This is a genomic window from Acidovorax sp. GW823-FHT05D11, from assembly GCF_058795695.1.
Window position 1 is genome coordinate 5,101,924 of the sequence record NZ_CM179502.1, and the last position, 18,004, is coordinate 5,119,927.

Annotated in this window: 16 protein-coding genes; 5 read left to right on the top strand and 11 right to left on the bottom strand. The window is 68.2% G+C overall.

The features are described from left to right. Positions 1-152: 152 nt before the first annotated feature. Genes trpD through trpE form a run of 6 tightly spaced genes read right to left on the bottom strand, consistent with a single transcriptional unit; the run spans position 153 to position 4,829 of the window. Positions 153-1,184: an anthranilate phosphoribosyltransferase gene (gene trpD, locus AC3RCE_RS23515; protein ID WP_396504892.1), complete on the bottom strand. Its 1,032-nt coding sequence runs from the start codon at positions 1,182-1,184 to the stop codon at positions 153-155. Between the two features lie 41 nt (positions 1,185-1,225). Further along, positions 1,226-1,897, bottom strand: coding sequence for a LysE family translocator (locus tag AC3RCE_RS23520; RefSeq protein ID WP_492254076.1), 672 nt, complete (start codon positions 1,895-1,897; stop codon positions 1,226-1,228). Positions 1,898-1,901: 4 nt separating this feature from the next. Then, entirely contained in the window at positions 1,902-2,432 is a 531-nt protein-coding gene (locus AC3RCE_RS23525) for a DinB family protein (RefSeq protein WP_492254077.1), read from the bottom strand. Then, on the bottom strand, positions 2,429-3,001 hold the full coding sequence (locus tag AC3RCE_RS23530) for an aminodeoxychorismate/anthranilate synthase component II (protein ID WP_492254078.1): 573 nt from the start codon (positions 2,999-3,001) through the stop codon (positions 2,429-2,431). Before AC3RCE_RS23530 ends, AC3RCE_RS23525 begins: the two co-directional genes overlap by 4 nt. After that, entirely contained in the window at positions 2,998-3,333 is a 336-nt protein-coding gene (locus AC3RCE_RS23535) for a chorismate mutase (protein WP_218296792.1), read from the bottom strand. The genes AC3RCE_RS23530 and AC3RCE_RS23535 overlap by 4 nt, the downstream gene beginning before the upstream one ends. After that, complete coding sequence (gene trpE, locus AC3RCE_RS23540; protein WP_218296791.1) at positions 3,330-4,829, bottom strand: anthranilate synthase component I; 1,500 nt, start codon at positions 4,827-4,829, stop codon at positions 3,330-3,332. The genes AC3RCE_RS23535 and trpE overlap by 4 nt, the downstream gene beginning before the upstream one ends. Positions 4,830-5,181: 352 nt before the next feature. On the opposite strand from trpE, the gene AC3RCE_RS23545 reads away from it, so the two are divergent. Then, positions 5,182-5,769: a chalcone isomerase family protein gene (locus AC3RCE_RS23545; RefSeq protein ID WP_492254079.1), complete on the top strand. Its 588-nt coding sequence runs from the start codon at positions 5,182-5,184 to the stop codon at positions 5,767-5,769. Positions 5,770-6,068: 299 nt separating this feature from the next. Next, entirely contained in the window at positions 6,069-7,727 is a 1,659-nt protein-coding gene (locus tag AC3RCE_RS23550; protein WP_492245036.1) for a methyl-accepting chemotaxis protein, read from the top strand. Here AC3RCE_RS23550 and gph read toward each other — a convergent pair whose 3' ends face one another. The 3 genes from gph to AC3RCE_RS23565 all read right to left on the bottom strand — a co-directional run bounded on the left by gph (position 7,728) and on the right by AC3RCE_RS23565 (position 11,357). Beyond that, positions 7,728-8,435, bottom strand: coding sequence for a phosphoglycolate phosphatase (gene gph / locus AC3RCE_RS23555; protein WP_492245035.1), 708 nt, complete (start codon positions 8,433-8,435; stop codon positions 7,728-7,730). Between the two features lie 241 nt (positions 8,436-8,676). Further along, entirely contained in the window at positions 8,677-10,143 is a 1,467-nt protein-coding gene (locus tag AC3RCE_RS23560; protein WP_492245122.1) for a hypothetical protein, read from the bottom strand. A gap of 53 nt (positions 10,144-10,196) precedes the next feature. Further along, a complete protein-coding gene (locus AC3RCE_RS23565) occupies positions 10,197-11,357 on the bottom strand; it encodes an SPFH domain-containing protein (RefSeq protein WP_492245121.1) in 1,161 nt (386 codons plus the stop codon). Between the two features lie 422 nt (positions 11,358-11,779). Here AC3RCE_RS23565 and AC3RCE_RS23570 point away from each other — a divergent pair, with 422 nt between their 5' ends. Together AC3RCE_RS23570 and AC3RCE_RS23575 are read left to right on the top strand one after the other, a co-directional pair. Further along, positions 11,780-12,481 carry a response regulator transcription factor gene (locus tag AC3RCE_RS23570; RefSeq protein WP_218296786.1) on the top strand — a complete coding sequence of 234 codons (702 nt, stop codon included), beginning with the start codon at positions 11,780-11,782 and terminating at the stop codon, positions 12,479-12,481. 168 nt (positions 12,482-12,649) lie between these two features. Continuing rightward, the gene (locus AC3RCE_RS23575) at positions 12,650-14,791 is read left to right on the top strand and encodes a sensor histidine kinase (protein WP_492245034.1); all 2,142 of its coding nucleotides are present in this window, start codon (positions 12,650-12,652) and stop codon (positions 14,789-14,791) included. A gap of 128 nt (positions 14,792-14,919) precedes the next feature. On the opposite strand, the gene AC3RCE_RS23580 is transcribed toward AC3RCE_RS23575, so the two are convergent. Both AC3RCE_RS23580 and AC3RCE_RS23585 read right to left on the bottom strand, forming a co-directional pair. Next, the gene (locus tag AC3RCE_RS23580) at positions 14,920-15,987 is read right to left on the bottom strand and encodes a DUF5666 domain-containing protein (RefSeq protein ID WP_492254080.1); all 1,068 of its coding nucleotides are present in this window, start codon (positions 15,985-15,987) and stop codon (positions 14,920-14,922) included. Positions 15,988-16,493: 506 nt separating this feature from the next. Next, positions 16,494-17,366 (bottom strand): DUF6502 family protein, encoded by an 873-nt coding sequence (locus AC3RCE_RS23585; protein ID WP_492255431.1) that lies wholly within the window; start codon positions 17,364-17,366, stop codon positions 16,494-16,496. Positions 17,367-17,582: 216 nt separating this feature from the next. Between AC3RCE_RS23585 and AC3RCE_RS23590 the strand changes: the two genes are divergently transcribed. Further along, positions 17,583-17,990: a type IV pilin protein gene (locus tag AC3RCE_RS23590; protein WP_369643592.1), complete on the top strand. Its 408-nt coding sequence runs from the start codon at positions 17,583-17,585 to the stop codon at positions 17,988-17,990. The last annotated feature ends 14 nt before the right edge of the window (positions 17,991-18,004 follow it).

Here is an 18,004-nt window from a genome sequence, read left to right on the forward strand (position 1 = left end):
GTCGCGATTGAACGTTGAAACATGGCGCGAGCGCAACGCCCGCGCGGCCCAAAGCGGAGGACACCGCAGAGCTGGCTTTGCCAGGCTGCGGGTGTCGTCCCCCTTCCCGCAGGAGAAGGGGGAAGCGGCGCAGCCGCTCAGGGGGTTGATCTTCATGCAGCCAGCGCATGCGTGCGCGTGACCATCTGCTCGAGCTTGGCCAGCGCTGCGCCGGAGGCGACCGCAGCCCGCGCTTTGGCAAGACCTGCGGGCACCGAGTCGACCACATTGGCCGCATACAGTGCCACACCCGCGTTCAGGCAGACGATGTCCTGCGCGGCGCCGGGCTCGCCCTTGAGCACGCCGATCAGCATCTCGCGCGACTGTTCGGGGGATTCGACCTTCAAGGCGCGGTTGCTGGACATGGACATGCCGAAGTCCTCGGGGTGGATTTCGTACTCGGTGATCTGCCCGTTCTTCAGCTCGCCCACCAGCGTGGCCGCGCCCAGGCTCACTTCGTCCATGCCGTCGCGGCCGTAGACCACCATGGCGTGTTCGGCGCCCAGGCGCTGCAGCGCGCGCACCTGGATGCCCACGAGGTCGGGGTGGAACACGCCCATCAGGATGTTGGGCGCGCCGGCCGGGTTGGTCAGCGGGCCCAGGATGTTGAAGATGGTGCGCACGCCCAGCTCCTTTCGCACGGGGGCCACGTTCTTCATGGCCGGATGGTGGTTGGGCGCGAACATGAAACCGATGCCGACCTCTGCGATGCACTGCGCGATCTGCTCGGGCTTGAGGTTGATGTGGATGCCCAGGGCCTCCATCACATCCGCGCTGCCGCTCTTGCTGGACACGCCGCGCCCGCCGTGCTTGCTGACCTTGGCGCCCGCCGCTGCGGCCACGAACATGGAGCAGGTGGAGATGTTGAAGGTGTTGGCACCGTCGCCGCCTGTGCCCACGATGTCCACCAGGTGCTTACTGTCGGGCACATGGACCTTGGTGGAGAACTCGCGCATCACCTGCGCGGCGGCCGTGATCTCGCCGATGGTTTCCTTCTTCACGCGCAGGCCGGTGACGATGGCCGCGGTCATGACGGGCGAGAGCTCGCCGCTCATGATCATGCGCATCAGGTGCAGCATCTCGTCATGGAAGATTTCGCGGTGCTCGATGGTGCGCTGCAGCGCTTCCTGGGGGGTGATGGACATGGTGTCTCCAGTGTCTTTTCGACGGTATCTGTCTGTCTAGTTCAATGCGTGGGTTGATCGGTGAAGGCCAGTTTCAGGCCGAAGCCGATGAACATGGCGCCCGCCACGCGGTCCAGCCAGTGCATGCCGCGCTGCACCGCGCCCATGCGGCGCGCCATCCAGCCCGCGGCCAGCGCCCAGCCCGTGTTGACGGGAATCGCGTTCACGTTGAACAGCACGCCCAGCAGCACGAAGGCCAGCGCCTTGTTCTCGGTGCCGGGCGTGATGAACTGCGGCACGAAGGCCAGGAAGAAGATGGCGACCTTGGGGTTGAGCACGTTGGTCCAGAAGCCGCCCAGGAAGATCTTGGACAGCGGCGTGGCGGCACCGGACGATGCCCCCGCCTGCGCCGCCGCGATGGCCGCCGCGCTGCCGCCGTCGCCCGACGGTTTGGACAGCAGCATGCGAACGCCCATCCACATCAGGTAGGCCGCGCCCACCCACTTGAGCACGGTGAACGCCGTGGCCGACGTGGCCAGCAGCGCGCCCACGCCCACGGCGGCCGCGAAGATGTGCACGAAGCACCCGGCCGTGATACCCAGGCCCGCCACGATGCCCGCGCGGGTGCCGGACTTGAGCGCGTTGGACACGATGTAGAGCACGTCCGGGCCGGGCGTGAGGTTCAGCAGCCAGCCGGCCGCGATGAACATGAGCAGTTGGTGGCTGTCGGGCATGGTGTTACGACCAGCGTCGCTCCGGTTGCAGGCGGTGCAGGAAGGTGGTGAGCGAGTCGCGCGGCAGCGGCACCGCGTGCCCCGCCAGGATGCGGCCGGCCGCGCCCCGGTGGTAGGTGCCGTGGACCACCACGTGGTTCAGTATCTCGGCCCGCGTCATGGTGCCGGTGTCGCCGTCGGTGAAGCGGAACTGCACGGGCTCGGCCAGCTGGTCCGCGGTGAGCCCGTTCGCGTACTGCACATACCAGTCGTCCGACGCGCGGACCGCCTCGCGCAGGGCCGGCAGTGCGGGCGTCTCTTCGGTGTTGGTGGCCGCGTAGGCGGTCTGCGGCAGGCCCTGCAGGTGGCTCGCGAAGATGCGGTCCACCACGTAGGTGTGGTTCAGGATGCGCACAAAGAGCCGGTGATCGCCCTCGGGCAGCGTGGCCTGCGAGGCTTCGCCCAGCGCAAGCAGTTCGTCGTTGGCCCAGCGCTTGTACTGGAACAGCTGGGCGAACGAACCCGAGGCCGCTGCAGCATCGGCCGGCGCCGTCATGCGCGCTGCTCCAGAAAGTTCTTCAGCATCGCGTGACCGTGTTCAGTGAGGATGCTTTCGGGGTGGAACTGCACGCCCTGGATGGCCAGCTCCTTGTGGCGCACGCCCATGATCTCGCCGTCATCCGTCCAGGCCGTGACCTGCAGCACGTCGGGGCACGCGGCGCGATCGATGGCCAGCGAGTGGTAGCGGTTCACGGTGAATTTTTCGGACAGGCCCGCGAACACGCCCTGCTGTGTGGTGGTGATGACGCTGGTCTTGCCGTGCATCAGCTCCTGCGCGCGGACGATGGTGCCGCCGAAGGCCGCGCCGATGCTCTGGTGGCCCAGGCACACGCCCAGGATGGGCAGCTTGCCCGCGAAGTGCTGGATCGCCGCCACCGAGATGCCGGCCTCGGCGGGCGAGCACGGGCCGGGCGAGATCACCAGGCGGTCGGGCGCGCGCGCCGCAATGCCTTCAAGCGTGATTTCATCGTTGCGGAACACCTCGACCTCGGCACCCAGCTCGCCGAAGTACTGCACGATGTTGTAGGTGAAGCTGTCGTAGTTGTCGACCATCAAGAGTTTCATGCGGCGCTCCCGGCAGAGGCGGATTCGCGCAGGCGGGCGAACTCGCGGTGTTCATAGGCAATGCAGGCTTCCATGAGGCTGCGGTAGATGGCTTCCATCACGTCGGCATCGCCGCCTTCGGCCAGCGCCTGCTCGCGCACGCGGTCCACGATGGCCTGTATGCGCGCCTCATCGCGCACCTGCGTGGCGTCTTGCTTGATGCGCGCGGCCTGCGTCATGTAGCCCACGCGCTCCACCAGCAGGGGCACCAGCACGTCGTCCAGCCTGTTCACCTCGCGGCGCACGTCCGGCATGGCGGCGCAGGATTTGACTTTGTCGATGGCGCGGGTCATTCGAGGCCCTCCTCGACCAGCTCCGCCGCGCGCAGCAGCGCACGGGCCTTGTGCTCGGTTTCCTTCCATTCGAGCTCGGGCACCGAGTCGGCCACCACGCCGGCGGCCGCCTGCACGTAGAGCGTGCCGTTCTTCACGATGCCGGTGCGGATGGCGATGGCCACGTCCATGTCGCCGGCGTAGCTCAGGTAGCCGCAGGCGCCCCCGTACAGGCCGCGCTTGGTGGGTTCGAGCTGGTCGATGATTTCCATCGCATGCACCTTGGGCGCGCCGGTGAGCGTGCCGGCGGGGAAGGTGGCCTTGAGCACGTCGATGGCCGTCATGCCGTCGTTGAGGATGCCTTCCACGTTGCTCACGATGTGCATCACGTGGCTGTAGCGCTCGATGGCGAAGGCCTCGGTCACCTTTACCGTACCGGTCTTGGCGATGCGGCCGATGTCGTTGCGCGCCAGGTCGATCAGCATCACATGCTCGGCGCGCTCCTTAGGGTCGTTGATGAGCTCGACCTCGGCGGCCTTGTCCTTCTCCAGCGTGGCGCCACGGGGGCGCGTGCCGGCCAGGGGGCGGATGGTGACCTTCTGGCCGTCGGGCGTGTTCTCCTGGCGCACCAGGATCTCGGGGCTCGCGCCCACCACGTGGAAGTCGCCGAAGTCGTAGAAGTACATGTACGGCGACGGGTTCAGCGAACGCAGCGCGCGGTACAGCGAGAGCGGGCTTTCGGTGTAGCGCTTGTGGATGCGCTGGCCCACCTGCACCTGCATGAAGTCGCCCGCGGCGATCAGTTCCTTGGCGCGGTCCACGGCGGCGAGGTAGTCGGCCTTGGAGAAGTCGCGCTGCGCGGGGTGGCTCTCGGTGGGCTTGACGATGGGCGCGCTCACCGAATACTTGAGCTGGTCCTTCAGGTCGCGCAGGCGCTTCTTGGCCTTGGCGTAGGCCTCGGGCTGGGCCGGGTCGGCGTAGACGATGAGGTAGAGCTTGCCCGACAGGTTGTCGATGACGGCGAGTTCCTCGCATTGCAGCAGCAGGATGTCGGGGCAGCCCAGCGTGTCGGGCGGGCAGGTGTCTTCCAGCTTCTTTTCGATGTAGCGCACCGCGTCGTAGCCGAAGTAGCCAGCCAGGCCGCCGCAAAAGCGCGGCAGGCCGGGGCGCAAGGCCACCTTGAAGCGCTTCTGGTACGCCTCGATGAAGTCGAGCGGGTTGCCCGCTGCGGACTCCACCACCTCGCCGTTGGTCACCACCTCGGTCTTGGCGCTGGCGCCAAAACCGCTGGCGCGCAGCAGCGTGCGCGCGGGCAGGCCGATGAAGCTGTAGCGCCCGAAGCGCTCGCCGCCCACCACGGATTCGAGCAGGAAGCTGTGCTTGCCGCCGTCCTTGCTGTGGGCCAGCTTGAGGTACAGGGAGAGAGGGGTTTCCAGGTCCGCAAAGGCTTCCGCCATGAGCGGAATGCGGTTGTAGCCTTCGCCGGCCAGGCTTTTGAATTCAAGTTCTGTGATCACGGGGAGAGCTCCCAGCTGTGGCAGCGCGTGTCCCCCGGGCAATAAAAGGGGGCGCTGCGGTCCATTCAATCGGCCCCGGTAGGGCCACGGGTGCACGCTGGGGCAATTGCCCAGGTGCCATCAGGCGTTCAAGGAGACAGGCTGACGCCAGGGCCAGGCTCCCCGGTCGCTGCAACCTGTGATGAACACGTGGTGAATGAACATGGCCCAAAGTGTAGCAAAGGTTCCCGGCCGCCCCGCCTTTGACACACCGCAACGCCGCGCCGCGCAACCACTCGAAAACCCTGTTGCGGCAAAAAGCAGGTGCAGCAACAATTTGAAACGAACGACCGTTCTTTTTTAGGAGTTGCGCATGAAGTTCCTCCAGCGATGCGCCGCAGCGGCAGCGTTGTGCCTGCTGACGGCCGGTGCCATTGCCCAGACCATCACCGTGGCCGACGTCAAGTACGAAGAAACCACCAGCCTGAGCGGCAGCAGCCTGCAGCTCAATGGGGCAGGCGTGCGCTACAAGGCGGTCTTCAAGGTCTACACGGCCGGCCTGTATCTCGAAAAGAAAGCCCATACGCCGCAGGACATTGCCACGCTCAAGGGCCCCAAGCGCATGAGCATCACCATGCTGCGCGAGATCGACTCCACCGAGCTGGGCAAGCTCTTCTCGCGCGGCATGGAGGACAACATGGACCGCGCGGCGTTCTCCAAGCTGATTCCCGGCGTGCTGCGCATGAGCCAGATCTTCTCGGACCACAAGAAGCTGCAGGCAGGCGACCAGTTCATGATCGACTGGATACCCGGCACCGGCACGGTGATCACGGTCAAGGGCAAGCCGCAGGGCGAGCCTTTCAAGGAGCCGGAGTTCTTCAACGCGCTGCTGGGCATCTGGCTGGGCAACACACCGGCCGACTGGAAGCTCAAGGATGCCTTGCTCGGCAAGCCCGCATAGCCACCCGCGCCGGTTGCGCGTCCCGGGACACCACCGCTACGGGCAAACCCCCATGAAACCATGCCTGCGGCTGTCACCCGCCCGACAGCGGCGGGCCGCACCGGGGCGTAACCTTTGATCCAGGGAATTCCGGGCCTTCGACGCAACCTGCACCGCATGCCCCTGCGGCGCCACCCGCGCCATGTGATGCCACGCACAGCCCGGCCCGGGCGCCCTGCGCCACCCGCATGCGCCACGGCCCTTGCCACCCCAGAGCCCCAGCCCCGCCCCCAGACACCTTTTTTGCGCCCGCCATCACCATGAAATTCAGCAACCTTTCCGTCGGCCTGCGCCTGGGCGCTTCCTTTGGGGCCATCCTGCTCATCACCGCCCTCATCGCAGCCACCGGCATATGGCGCATCGCCAGCCTGCAGAATGCCAGCGAGCGTGTCGCCACGCAGGAGATCGAGCAACAGATGCTGGTGGAAGACTGGGCCTCCGACATCCGCCTGAACTGGGTCCGCACGGAGGCATTCCTCAAGGCCATCGACCGCGACTACATGGACAAGCTCGCCGCGGACACCCAGGCCACGGCCAAGGGCATGGATGCCAAGGTCCAGCGCATCGAGGCGCTGGTGCAGGGCGAGCCTGGCCGCGCACTGCTGGCCGCCATTGCCACGGCGCGCGCGGCCTACAACGACAAGCAGGCCGAGATCCGCGAACTGCACCGGGGCGGCGAGCCGAACGTGCCCGCCCTGGTGGACAAGGACCTTCGCCCGCTGGCCGACAAATACCTGAAGTCACTGGACGACCTGCGCACGGCCATGGCCACGCAACTGGCTGAAAGCCAGGCCGACACCGGTACCCTTGCCAAGGCCAGCCAGGCACTTCTGGGCGTGGGCACCCTGGTGGCGGTAGCGCTGGGGGCCCTGCTGGCCTGGACGGTCACGCGCTCGATCGTCCGGCCCGTGCAGCGGGGCAAGCAGGCGGCGGAGAGCATTGCCAGCGGCGACCTCACGCACGCCATCGAAGCCCATGGCGGCGACGAGACAGGCCAGCTGCTCCAGGCGCTGTCCACCATGCAATCGCGCCTGGCCACCATCGTGGGCAATGTGCGCCACAGCGCCGAAGGCGTGGCCACCGCCAGTGCCGAAATCGCCTCGGGCAACAACGACCTGTCGGCCCGCACCGAGCAGCAGGCCTCGGCGCTGCAGCAGACGGCCGCCTCGATGGAACAGCTGGGCTCCACGGTGCGCCAGAACGCGGACAACGCGCGCCAGGCCAACCAGCTGGCGATGAGCGCCTCCACCGTCGCCCAGCAGGGCGGCGACGTGGTGGCCGAGGTGGTGGACACCATGAAGGGCATCAACGACAGCAGCCGCAAGATCGCCGACATCATCAGCGTGATCGACGGCATCGCGTTCCAGACCAACATCCTGGCGCTCAACGCGGCGGTGGAGGCGGCGCGCGCGGGCGAGCAGGGCCGGGGCTTCGCCGTGGTGGCCGGCGAGGTGCGCAGCCTGGCCGGGCGCTCGGCGCAGGCCGCCAAGGAAATCAAGGCCCTGATCGGTACCAGCGTGGAGCGCGTGGAACAGGGCACCGCGCTGGTGGACAAGGCGGGCGCCACGATGACCGAGGTGGTCAGGGCCATTCGCCGCGTGACGGACATCATGGGCGAGATCAGCGCGGCCAGCAGCGAGCAGAGCCAGGGCGTGTCGCAGGTGGGCGAGGCGGTCACGCAGATGGACCAGGCCACGCAGCAGAACGCGGCCCTGGTGGAGCAAAGCGCCGCAGCGGCCGACAGCCTCAAGACCCAGGCAGGCCAGCTGGTCGATGCCGTGGCCGTGTTCCAGCTGGGCAGCGACGCTGCCGCTGGCGCGCCAGCGCATGCGGCACTCGTCACCACGGCACCACCGGCCCGTACAGCCGGCAGCGCACGGGTGCTGCCAACGGCCGCGCAGCGCCGTATCGCGGCCTGATCAGCCCGCGAACGCGCTCAGCGCATCCGCGAAACCATCGGCATCCACGGCCCGCGCGGGCTGGCCGTGGTTGTAGCCGTAGGTCACCAGCACCACGGGGCAGCCGGCGGCGCGCGCGGCCTGCGCATCGTTGCTGGAATCGCCGACCATCAGCGTGCGCGCGGGCGCGGTGCCCAGGGCCTCGCAGGTCTTGACGAGGGGCAGCGGATCGGGCTTCTTGCGCGCGAAGCTGTCGCCACCGAACACCTGCGAAAAGTAGCCGTCGAGCCCCTTGGCCTTCAGCAAGGGCACGGCGAAATCCAGGGGCTTGTTGGTCAGGCAGGCCAGGCGCAGGCCCGCGGCCTGCAGCGCCTGCAGGCCGGCCACCACGCCGGGGTACACCTGCGCATACTGGCCGTTGATGGCCAGGTAGTGCTTCTGGTAGCTGGCCCAGGCCGCGGGGTACAGCGATTCGACCTGCGCCGCATCGGCCGGCTGGCCCTCGGATGCCAGCACATGGGCCAGCACCGACCGCAGCAGGTGCTCCGAGCCTTTGCCCACCACGCGCTCGATGGAGGGTGCCTCGATGGGTGGCAGCGCCAGTTCGCGCAGCATGCGGTTGAGCGCCTCGGCAAAGTCCCCGAGCGTGTCCACCATGGTGCCGTCCAGGTCCACGATGGCGGCGTCCACGCGGGACAACAGGGCGGACAGGGGCGAGGATGTGGACATGCGAAAAAACCTTGCAGTGCAGACGAGGAAAGGCCGGGCATCTTGCCCGGCCTGCCTGGATTTTAAAGGGCCCATCTTCGTCGCACATCGCGACCGCCATGCATGGCCATTGCCCCGTGAAACTGGCGCGGCCAAAACCAGTGCTCCCGCGCAAGGGCCGCCCCGCCGCGCTGGGAGCGTTCCCGCCCAGACTGCGAAGCAATCTGAGAGAGGGGGAAGGCGCGAAGCGACTCAGGGGTGCTCATCTCAAGCTCAGTGTCTGGCGCTTCCAGGCCGGGTCCTGCCAGCGCTGGAACAGGGGCAGCGCGGCCACGTCACCCGTCACGCGCTCGGTGGCCAGGCCTTCCAGGCGCACGATCTCGAAGCTCTTGCGGTAGCGGCCCTGGCCCCGGGCCTCGCGCGCCACCAGCATCTGCTGGCCGCCGGGCACCCAGCCAGCCCACTCGGCCACGCCGGTTTCGGGCGCCGTGGCGGCGGGGGGCAGCACGTCGACCAGCCAGCCCTCGGCGGTCTTGCGCATCACCCACAGCTCGCGCCAGCCTTCCAGCGGCTGCACGGCCAGGGCCACGGCCGTGCCCTCGCGGTTCACGCTGGCCGAGGCAGCCCAGACCACGCCATAGGTGCAGCGGCGCAGCAGCGGGGTCTTCACGCCCCTGTGGGCATCGACCAGCAGCACGCAGGTCTCGCCGGGCGCACCGGGCTCGGTCACGATGCCCGGGCGGCTGCCCTGGGCCACCGGCAGGCTGGCGGGCACCAGGGCCCAGCGCACGGCGCCCACGCGCATGGCGGCGTCGTTGTAGGCCGGCTGGTCCTCGTCGGGCAGGTCGTTCCTGCTCACACCGGAGAACTCGGCCAGGGCGCGGGCCGCAGCAGCGGCCACGGCCGGGCCGACGGCATCCTTGCGCGCCTGCTGGAAGGCCAGGGCACTCCACACGCTGGCACGGCGCACCTGGATGCGGTTGCGCACATAGGAGGGCAGGCCGGCCACGTCCACGCGTTCGAGCACATCGGACTGCCATTCCTGCATGCGGGCACGCTCGTGCGGCGGCAGGTCGGGGTTCACGCATTCGGGCCGCGTCAGGGCCAAGGCCGCGCGGGCGCGCTGCTCGGCATCGGCCACGGGCATGGCCAGCACGCGGCGAAAGGCCTCGCCGTCGTAGCAGACCTGCATGCGGCCTTCGACCTCGTAGGTCGAGAAGCGCACGCCGTAGCCGTTGGCCACGTCCAGGTGGGCCGACAGCGTGGCGCCCGAGGCCTTGCCCGGCACGGCGGCCGAGGCGCGGCGCGCCAGCCGGTCGGCCAGCGTGCCCAGCGCGTCGAAGGCCTGGGCACCTTGCTCACCGGCCAGCGCACTGGCGGGCGCGGCCTGCAGGTAGGCGGCCGTGATGCCGATGCCCAGCGCCTCGGCGCCCGGGCTGTCGCGCACGAAGCGCAGCACCGACAGCAGGGCCGGGCCCTGGGCCTCATCGAGCGCCACGCGGCGCACGTCGCTGGCGCGGATGAAGCCGCCGCGTTCGCGCTTGTGGTCCCAGACCTGCAGGTAGTCGAGGCGCTCGCCGCGCACTTCGAGCACCTCGCCCTGCCACAGGGCGGACTGCTGCTGGGCCGAGTCGCGGGGGGCGGCGCGCAGGCTGGCCTGGTCCTGCACGACGATGGCGCTGCCGAATGCGCTGGCGGGCGCGGGGGGCACTGCGGCGGTGGCGAGCATCGCGGCGGCAGAGGCGATGACTGCGACGAGCGTGAGGGTGGTGCGGTCCATGTTCATTGCTCCGTGGCGGGGGTCGTGGCGGTGTCGTCGGCACCGGCGGCAGCCTGCGCGGCCACGGCCTGGGCATTGCGGTTGCCGCCCAGCAGCGCGGCACCGATGAAATCGCCATTGGTCGGCGGGGGCGCGATGATGACCTGGATCTTGTCCGACAGCTTGTCGGCCAGCGTCTTCTGGATCAGCAACGGGTGGCGCGTGACCAGGGCGCCTTCGCGCGCCATCTGCTCGGCGTTGACCTTGCCGATGCGGTCCATGCGGTAGGCCTCGGCCTCGGCCAGCTTCTGGCGCGCATCGGCCTCGCCGTTGGCTTCGATGCGGCGCGCCTGCGCGCTGCCCTCCGCGGCCTTGATGCGCGAGACCTTCTCGGCCTCGGCCTCCAGCTGGCGCTGCTCGATCTGGCGCTGCTTGAAGGGCAGCACGTGCTTCATGGCCTCTTCCTGGGCGCGGGCGGCGATCACCTGCTCGCGGGCGGCGGCTTCGGCGGCCACCTCGCGGCGCACCTTGTCGGCGCTGGCGTCGAGCTCGGTCTCCTTCACGCGCTTGTCCTTGAGCTCCAGCGTGTAGCGCATCTTCTCGGACGCCAGCTCCTCGGCCAGCAGGCTGTCCATGCCACGGCGGTATTCGGCGGGCAGGTCCACCTTGCCGATCTGCACATGGCGCAGCAGCACGCCTTCGGCGGCCAGGCGGGTGCGCAGTTCGGCTTCAATGGCCTGCGCGATTTCGGCGCGCTTGGACGAGAAAATCTCGCGCACCGTGTAGCGGGCAAACACCCTGTAGACCAAGCCCTGCACGGCAGGCGCCACGATGTCGGCATCCACGTCATCGGGCAGGCGGCCGGCCCGGACGGCGTCGGAGGCGGGATCGAGCGCGTAGCGCACGCTCAGGTCGAGCCCGAACGACAGGCCTTCCACGGATTGCAGGGGTGCGCTGCCGTTGGCAAGGCGCATGGCTTCAGGGCGATAGCTCTGGTCCCGCAAGGAGAAGATGCGCACACTGTGCAGGCCCGGCACCACCCACATGCTGCCATCGCGCCACTGGCTCACCGAACCGGTGAACTGGTTCATGCGGACCGCCAGCTCGCCCTGGCCCAGTTGCTGCACCGGTGGGTGGCGCACCACCAGGGCACCGGCGGCCACCATCACGGCTGCGGCCGCCATCCAGCGCGCCGTGCTGGCCGTGGGCAGCAGGTAGGCCCAGTGGATGCGCCCTTCGGCCGCGGATGCTGGCGTGGGGACGTCGGCTTCCACAGGTGCCGCAGCTTGCGGCCCTTCGGCACGGGCGTCCAGCGGGTGGGCGGCGGCGTTGCGGCCACGCAGGGCTTGCACGATGCGGTTCCAGGCGGTTTTCATGGCGTTTCTCTCTCTTGGGTGGTGAATTTGTTGTCTGCCTCTGAGCGGCCCAACCTGGCTGCTCATTGGGGACTGATTCTTCGGATTCACCCCGGAAGCAACAATGCAGCGCAGCCCCCAAAGCCCTCACGCCCGCCGCGCAAACCCTCCGGGCCCGGAAGAAACCTTCACACCGGGCAAGTCAGGCGCCCCGGATAATCCACGCACACCCACCCACTCCGCGCCCCACCATGACCCGCATCGCCGTGATCGAAGACGACCTGCCCACCAGCAACCAGCTGGCGGGCTGGATTGCCAGTGCGAAAAACGGCATCGTGATCGACCAGTGGTTCACGCGCGACGACGCCGAAGCCGCCCTGGCGCGCGAGCACTACGACGCCGTGGTGCTCGACATCGAACTGGGCCGCGAGCGCCATGCGGGCGTGGCGCTCATCAACGCCATCAACAAGCGCCGCCAGGGCACGCCGGTACTGGTGGTGTCGGCCATGCCCGCCGCCATCTACCGCAGCATCATGAAGGCGCTGGACGCGTGGGACTACCTGCAGAAGACCACGTTCGAGGAGGCCGACTTCATCGAGACCTTCCTCGACATCCTGCGCACCACGCAGGCCCCGGCGAACGCCGCCACGTCCTTGTCCGCGCCGGCGCCGGATGCGCTGGTGCTGGACCCGCTGTGGCAGCGCACCCCCACCTGGCGCGGCGAGCGCATCAACCTGCCGCTGACGGCCCAGCGCATCCTGGCCACGCTGCACCAGCGCAGCGGCGAGGTCGTGTCGTACGACGAGCTGTTCGAGGTGGTCAAGAGCGGGCGCAACCGGGACAACGTGCGCAAGCATGTGAGCACCATCCGCGAAGCCCTGCGCGAGGTGGACCCCGCCTTCGAAGGCATTGAAAACGTGCCCATGCGGGGCTTTCGCTGGGTAGGCAAGTGAGGCATCCCCCTGAGCGGCTTCGCCGCTTCCCCCTTCTCTCGAACGGCTGCGCCATTCGGGAAGGGGGACGCCGCCAGTGCGGCGGGGCGGCCCTTGCACGGCGGCCCTGGCCTGGGCCGCGCCGGGTTCAGACGCCGTGTGCAGTGCTTTCACGCAGGGGGACCTGAAATGAAACGCCTGCTGCGCCCCACGCTCGACATCCCCAAGCTGGAAATGCCCCGCCTGGGCCTGCCCGCCTTCCGGCTGCGGATTCTGGTGCGCGGTGTGTTTGTGCTGCTGGCGCTGGCCACCGTCGCGCTGAGCGTGGTGCTGCTCAAGGAAGAAAAGGAGCGTGGCTGGCAAAGCTACCGGCACGGCTTCGCGCGCAGCCAGTCCGAGGTCATGGCCCGCCTGCGCCACCCCTCGGGGCAGCTGGCCCTGCTCAACGCGGGCAGCCGGGGTTCGGCCCCGGCACCGCTCGCACCCTTGCTGCTGCCCTATGCGGCGCTGGACTTCGACGACCAGAACAAGGCCCAGCAGGCCGTGGAAATGGCGGGCTGCGCGGTGCAGTACCCCGACGGCGCGTCGGTCTGCGCGGCCATCGGCAACAACCCGTATGCCGGGGGCTTCATCTATCTGGTGGGCAGCTTCTACGCGGGCGCGCTGGTGCCGCGCGAACGTGGTGCCCTGGACCTGCAGGCGGTGCACCGCGCCCGCGTCACGCTGGACATGCGCGGCGCCACATCCCGCTGGGTCGCGCCCTTTGAAGCACTGCCCCCCCAGGGCACGATCAGCACCCGGGGCCGCCTGACGGGTTTCGTGGACGGTGGCGAGGAATCCCTGGACGCCCGCGCCCGGCCGGTGCGGGATTTTCGCGGCTGGCTCTGGCAGAACGGCCAGTGCCGGGACCTCGCGGGCGCCGCGCCCGATTGCCTGCGCCGCACCTTCTACTCCATCCGCCTTCCCGTGGAGCTGTTCCGCGAAGCGCTGTTTGACAAGCAGCGCCTGGTCTGGCCGCCACAGGATCTGGGCAGCATGCGCGTGCGCGTGGAAATGCTGGCGCCCGGTGCGGCTGCGCCCCTGTTCGACAGCAACGCCCCCGGAGCCCAGGCCGCCGCATCGCTGGCGGACGTGGCGCGCACCCTGCTGCCTGGCGAACAGGTACAGATCCGCAAGCTGGGCACGAGCGACAGCGAAGCGATCACGCTCAAGGGCTCCGAGGTGCAGGCAGATCCGTCGGCGCCCTGGCTGCTGCGCCTCATCAGCTGGCTGCCGCTGGAGTGGCAGGCCGCTGGCGACAACAGGACGCAGCCCGTACCGGCGGGCCTCGACATTCTGGACACTCCGGCGGGCAACTATGCCGTGACCTTCACCGGCAACCTGCGCGGCGTGGAGCAGGGGCTTGCGGCCGTGGCCACCCGGGTGTCGTGGTACCTGGGCGCGATGCTCGCGGCCATCGCGCTGGCCTGGCTGGTGGTGGAAGTGGGCCTCATCCGCCGCGTGACCGCCCTCACCCGCCGCGCGGCAGCGGTTTCGTACAACGTGCAGGAGGGGCACATCGGCCCGCGCCTGGGCGACCTCGACGTATCGGACCTGCGTGGGTCGGACGAACTGGGCATTCTGGCCGGAGGCCTGGCCGACCTTCTGCAGCGCGTGAAGGACGACATCCAGCGCGAACAGTTGCGCGCCCAGCAGGAGCGCGACATGTGGCATGCCGTGGGGCACGAGATCATGTCCCCCTTGCAATCGCTCATGGTGCTGCACGGCGGCGCAAGCGACCCGGGCCACCGCTACATCCAGCGCATGCAGCAGGCGGTGCACGTGCTCTATGGCACTGCATCCCCGGCGGAGGCCTTGCAGGCGGCGGACGTGCCGCAGGGGCGGCTGGACCTGGACGCCTTCCTGCGCCATGTGGCCGGCAACGCGCACTTTGCCGGCATCGACCAGGTGGTCTATGAAGGCGGCGCGGGGCCTGTCATCGTGCGTGCGGACGAGTTTGCGCTGGAGGACGTGGTGACCCACATCCTGCGCAACGCCGACCGCTACCGCCCGGCGGGCACGGCGATCACGCTGACGCTGGTGGCCTCCGAATCCACCGCCAGCGCCACGCTGCACAACCAGGGCGCCACCATCGACGAGGATCTGCTGGGGCGCATTTTCGAGCTGGGCGTCTCCGACCCCAGCCTGCCCATGCCCGAGGGCGAGACCGGGCACCGGGGCCAGGGCCTGTTCGTGGCCAAGACCTACATGGCCAAGATGGGCGGCACCGTCAACGCGCGCAATACGACCGATGGCGTGGCCTTCGTCCTGACCTTTCAGCGCCTGGGCTGACGCCTTCGCCCCACGCGCAACGGGGGGCAGCGGGGTTGCACCGGCCACCGCGCATCAGGTTCCCGCGGCTGCGCCACAGCGCGTTGCGAGATGCCTGCGCAGCACCCGGTCCGGGTGCTCCCAGGGCATCACTCGAATTGAACTTCGGTGGCCTGAAGTACCCCGGAAACCACCTGGCGGCCTCGCACCGTCACGCGAACGCCATTGCGCAAACCCTTCGCCGTCCCGTTGGCGAACACCACGCCCTCACCGGAGGCATTCACGGGCTGTCCGTTCACACGGAAGTCATGGATGGACCGATACTGCCCAATGGCACCGATCAGCTCAAAGGTGGCAGGCCCGCCCGTCCCCGGCACATGGCGAATGCGCGCCCGCTGGGCCACCAGCACACCGCCGGACATCGTTCCGGCGACTTCGAGCTTGACGCCATTTCCAATGGCCGTGGCGGGCCCGCCCGTGATGAGCGCGGACGCGGCATTCACCCGCGTTCCGTACAGCGAGAACTCGGCATTCAGATGACTGAAGTTCGACACGATGCCCAGCAGGTTGGCCGCGAAGCTCCCCGCCGTGGGCAAGGTGTGGCCTCGCCGGATCTGTTGAGCGTTCAGCACGCCATCAACGGGCGGCGCCATGGCCCGCACGTACACCACCATGCCATTGGCCAATGAAGTGCCGAGCAACGTGCCCTTGAAAGACGCGGCCGCGTAGCTCACCAGATGGCCGCCCAGCCGGAAGGTCCTGGAAGCACCATCAAGCTGTTCAATGGCACCCGCCATGATCAACGGCATGCCCGGGTCCTTGCGTTCGACCCGGCTCGCACGCCACCGGCCATCCCCCACCGGCAGCGCATAGATCTGCAAGGTGGTGCCCACAGCCATCGAGGACAGCCCCGCCAGGCCGTCGTACACCGTGGTCGCATCCACCGCAATCCGGTTCCCCCAGATTTCGAATTCGCCTGCGGCCACGTTCAGTGCCGTGACCGGCCCCCGGAACTCGGGGACCGAAAGCACGCTGGTCGCGACCCCCGTGGCCAGGTCTGGCCGGATGGAGCCGCTGATCAACGCGGTCATCCCCAGGCGCAACGCGTCCGAATCCTCTGTCGTGATCTGCGCAGTGTCGGTGGCAAATCGCACGCCATTGACAATCACGCTGCCAAAACCGTCCGCAACGCCGATGCCCACGGCGGAAGCCGTCACCCCCGTGCCTCCGGAGCCCACGCCGCCCGCGTCCCCTGGGGCGGCAGCAACACCATCTCCCACCCCATCGCCTGTGCCCGTGCCCGTGCCTGTGCCCGTGCCCGTGCCTGTGCCTGTGCCTGTGCCTGTGCCTGTGCCTGTGCCTGTGCCTGTGCCTGTGCCTGTGCCTGTGCCTGTGCCTGTGCCTGTGCCTGTGCCTGTGCCTGTGCCTGTGCCCGTGCCGGCATCAGTGCCCGAACCCGAACCCGAACCCGAACCCGAACCCGAACCCGAACCCGAACCCGAACCCGAACCCGAACCTGTGCCTGTGCCTGTGCCTGTGCCTGTGCCGGCATCAGTGCCCGAACCCGAACCTGTGCCGGCATCAGTGCCTGGGCCCGAGACTCCACCGCCTCCCACTCCTGCGGGCGCAGTGCCCTCCTGCGACCCACCGCCACAAGCTGCCAAGGCGAGCCACAGAGTCAGCAAGACTGACCGAATCAACACATTCATGGGATATCTCACTGTTATTCTTTCAACGGATCAGATGCTCTCGGCTGGCCGGCCCCTTGGAGAGGCACCACGGGCGCCTCGATGCCGTGGGGCCGATCCCGTTCGTCCTCGTAGTAGGCGTAGATCCCGACACGCATGCGCCCCGCCCCCTGCCCGTCGCTCTGTTCCACGGCGTCTGTCATCTCCCGCACGAGCAGATGGTGGGTCGCCTCCCAGTGCTGGCGTGCGACCTGATGTATGCGCTCGCAGTCCTCCAGTGTCAAGCCGGAGGCATAGACCGCGCGCTCCAGCATGCGGGGCTGCTGGCCCAGCGTGTTGGATACCGCGGCCTGCAGATGGTCTCGCACGTTGTCTCCCAGGAAGGCGAGCATGTCGCGCACGCTGGCGGTGGGCAAAAAGCTGTCCCCCAGCAAGTGGACCTCACCGTCCGACAGAGCGACCAGGTTCAGCCTCAGCAACTCTTCCAGCACGGTGCGGTGGTGGACATTGCCACGGGTCGCGAACCGGGACAGCAGTTCGAAGGAATGGCCCTTCCCAGAATCCGCCAAGGGCAATGTGCGCTGCGATTCATCTTCCGAGACCACCTGGAGCCAGGCCGTGTAGGCCTTCGCCGCCGCAGAACCCTCGGTGGCAGGCAACACGGAGCGCGTGTCGCGCACCCGGGCTGTCACGTCCTTGCGATTGAGCCCGGTCGTGGTGGCCAACTGGCTGAGATTGGGTTTCGCCCCATCCTTCGCGAGCCATAGAGTCCTGGCCTCGTCGACCAAGAGGTCGCGCAGCACCTCTTCGAGCTGCGGATGCTTCAGACCCATCGCCAGGGCCAGACGCACCGCTGGCCGCAGGATGCGTGCCAGGGCGGCTTGGGTCCAGGAAATTCGATCTTGCATGAATGTTCGGAATAACCCGCGATTTTCCGCGAATTTCGCGGCATTTGCCATGCTGCCCAAGGCGCCACGGACTCACCTTCCAACGCGGTTGTCTGCTGTCGCTCCATCGACCACGACACCGCCTCCAGCCCACCTCCGTGCAACATTTTGCAATAGAATGAATGTGATAATTTCACATTTCATCGCAACACCGCAGCTTGGCAGAGGAGAACCGACATGGATCGGAACAAGGGGTTTACCCTGATAGAGCTGATGATCACAGTGGCTGTGATCAGCATCCTGGCTGCCGTCGCCTATCCCTCTTACCAGGAGCACGTGCGCAAATCACGCCGTGCAGAAGCGCAATCGGTACTCATGAACATCGGCACCCGGCAGCAACAAATGCTCCTGGACACGCGCAGTTACGCGGCGACGGCGGCCGCCCTGAATGTCGCGGTTCCTCCTCAGGTCACCGCCAACTACACCATCACTGTCAGTGCACCGGCCAGCACCCCTCCTTCCTTCACCGCCACAGCGACACCCCAGGGCAGCCAATTGAACGACAAGTGCGGCACCCTGGGCGTGGACCACACGGGAGCAAAGACCGCCGTGAAAAACGGAAACGCCCAGACGGGCTGCTGGTAGGGGAAGACGCGCCA

Excerpts from the sequence above, each read along its gene's own strand:
- AC3RCE_RS23565 (WP_492245121.1), bottom strand. The coding sequence starts at position 11,357 with ATGGCGGCCGCAGCCGTGATGGTGGCCGCCGGTGCCCTGGTGGTGCGC.
- trpD (WP_396504892.1), bottom strand. The coding sequence starts at position 1,184 with ATGTCCATCACCCCCCAGGAAGCGCTGCAGCGCACCATCGAGCACCGC.
- AC3RCE_RS23590 (WP_369643592.1), top strand. The coding sequence starts at position 17,583 with ATGGATCGGAACAAGGGGTTTACCCTGATAGAGCTGATGATCACAGTG.
- AC3RCE_RS23585 (WP_492255431.1), bottom strand. The coding sequence starts at position 17,366 with ATGCAAGATCGAATTTCCTGGACCCAAGCCGCCCTGGCACGCATCCTG.
- AC3RCE_RS23525 (WP_492254077.1), bottom strand. The coding sequence starts at position 2,432 with ATGACGGCGCCGGCCGATGCTGCAGCGGCCTCGGGTTCGTTCGCCCAG.
- AC3RCE_RS23550 (WP_492245036.1), top strand. The coding sequence starts at position 6,069 with ATGAAATTCAGCAACCTTTCCGTCGGCCTGCGCCTGGGCGCTTCCTTT.
- AC3RCE_RS23530 (WP_492254078.1), bottom strand. The coding sequence starts at position 3,001 with ATGAAACTCTTGATGGTCGACAACTACGACAGCTTCACCTACAACATC.
- AC3RCE_RS23545 (WP_492254079.1), top strand. The coding sequence starts at position 5,182 with ATGAAGTTCCTCCAGCGATGCGCCGCAGCGGCAGCGTTGTGCCTGCTG.
- AC3RCE_RS23520 (WP_492254076.1), bottom strand. The coding sequence starts at position 1,897 with ATGCCCGACAGCCACCAACTGCTCATGTTCATCGCGGCCGGCTGGCTG.
- AC3RCE_RS23560 (WP_492245122.1), bottom strand. The coding sequence starts at position 10,143 with ATGCTCGCCACCGCCGCAGTGCCCCCCGCGCCCGCCAGCGCATTCGGC.
- AC3RCE_RS23575 (WP_492245034.1), top strand. The coding sequence starts at position 12,650 with ATGAAACGCCTGCTGCGCCCCACGCTCGACATCCCCAAGCTGGAAATG.
- AC3RCE_RS23535 (WP_218296792.1), bottom strand. The coding sequence starts at position 3,333 with ATGACCCGCGCCATCGACAAAGTCAAATCCTGCGCCGCCATGCCGGAC.
- AC3RCE_RS23570 (WP_218296786.1), top strand. The coding sequence starts at position 11,780 with ATGACCCGCATCGCCGTGATCGAAGACGACCTGCCCACCAGCAACCAG.
- gph (WP_492245035.1), bottom strand. The coding sequence starts at position 8,435 with ATGTCCACATCCTCGCCCCTGTCCGCCCTGTTGTCCCGCGTGGACGCC.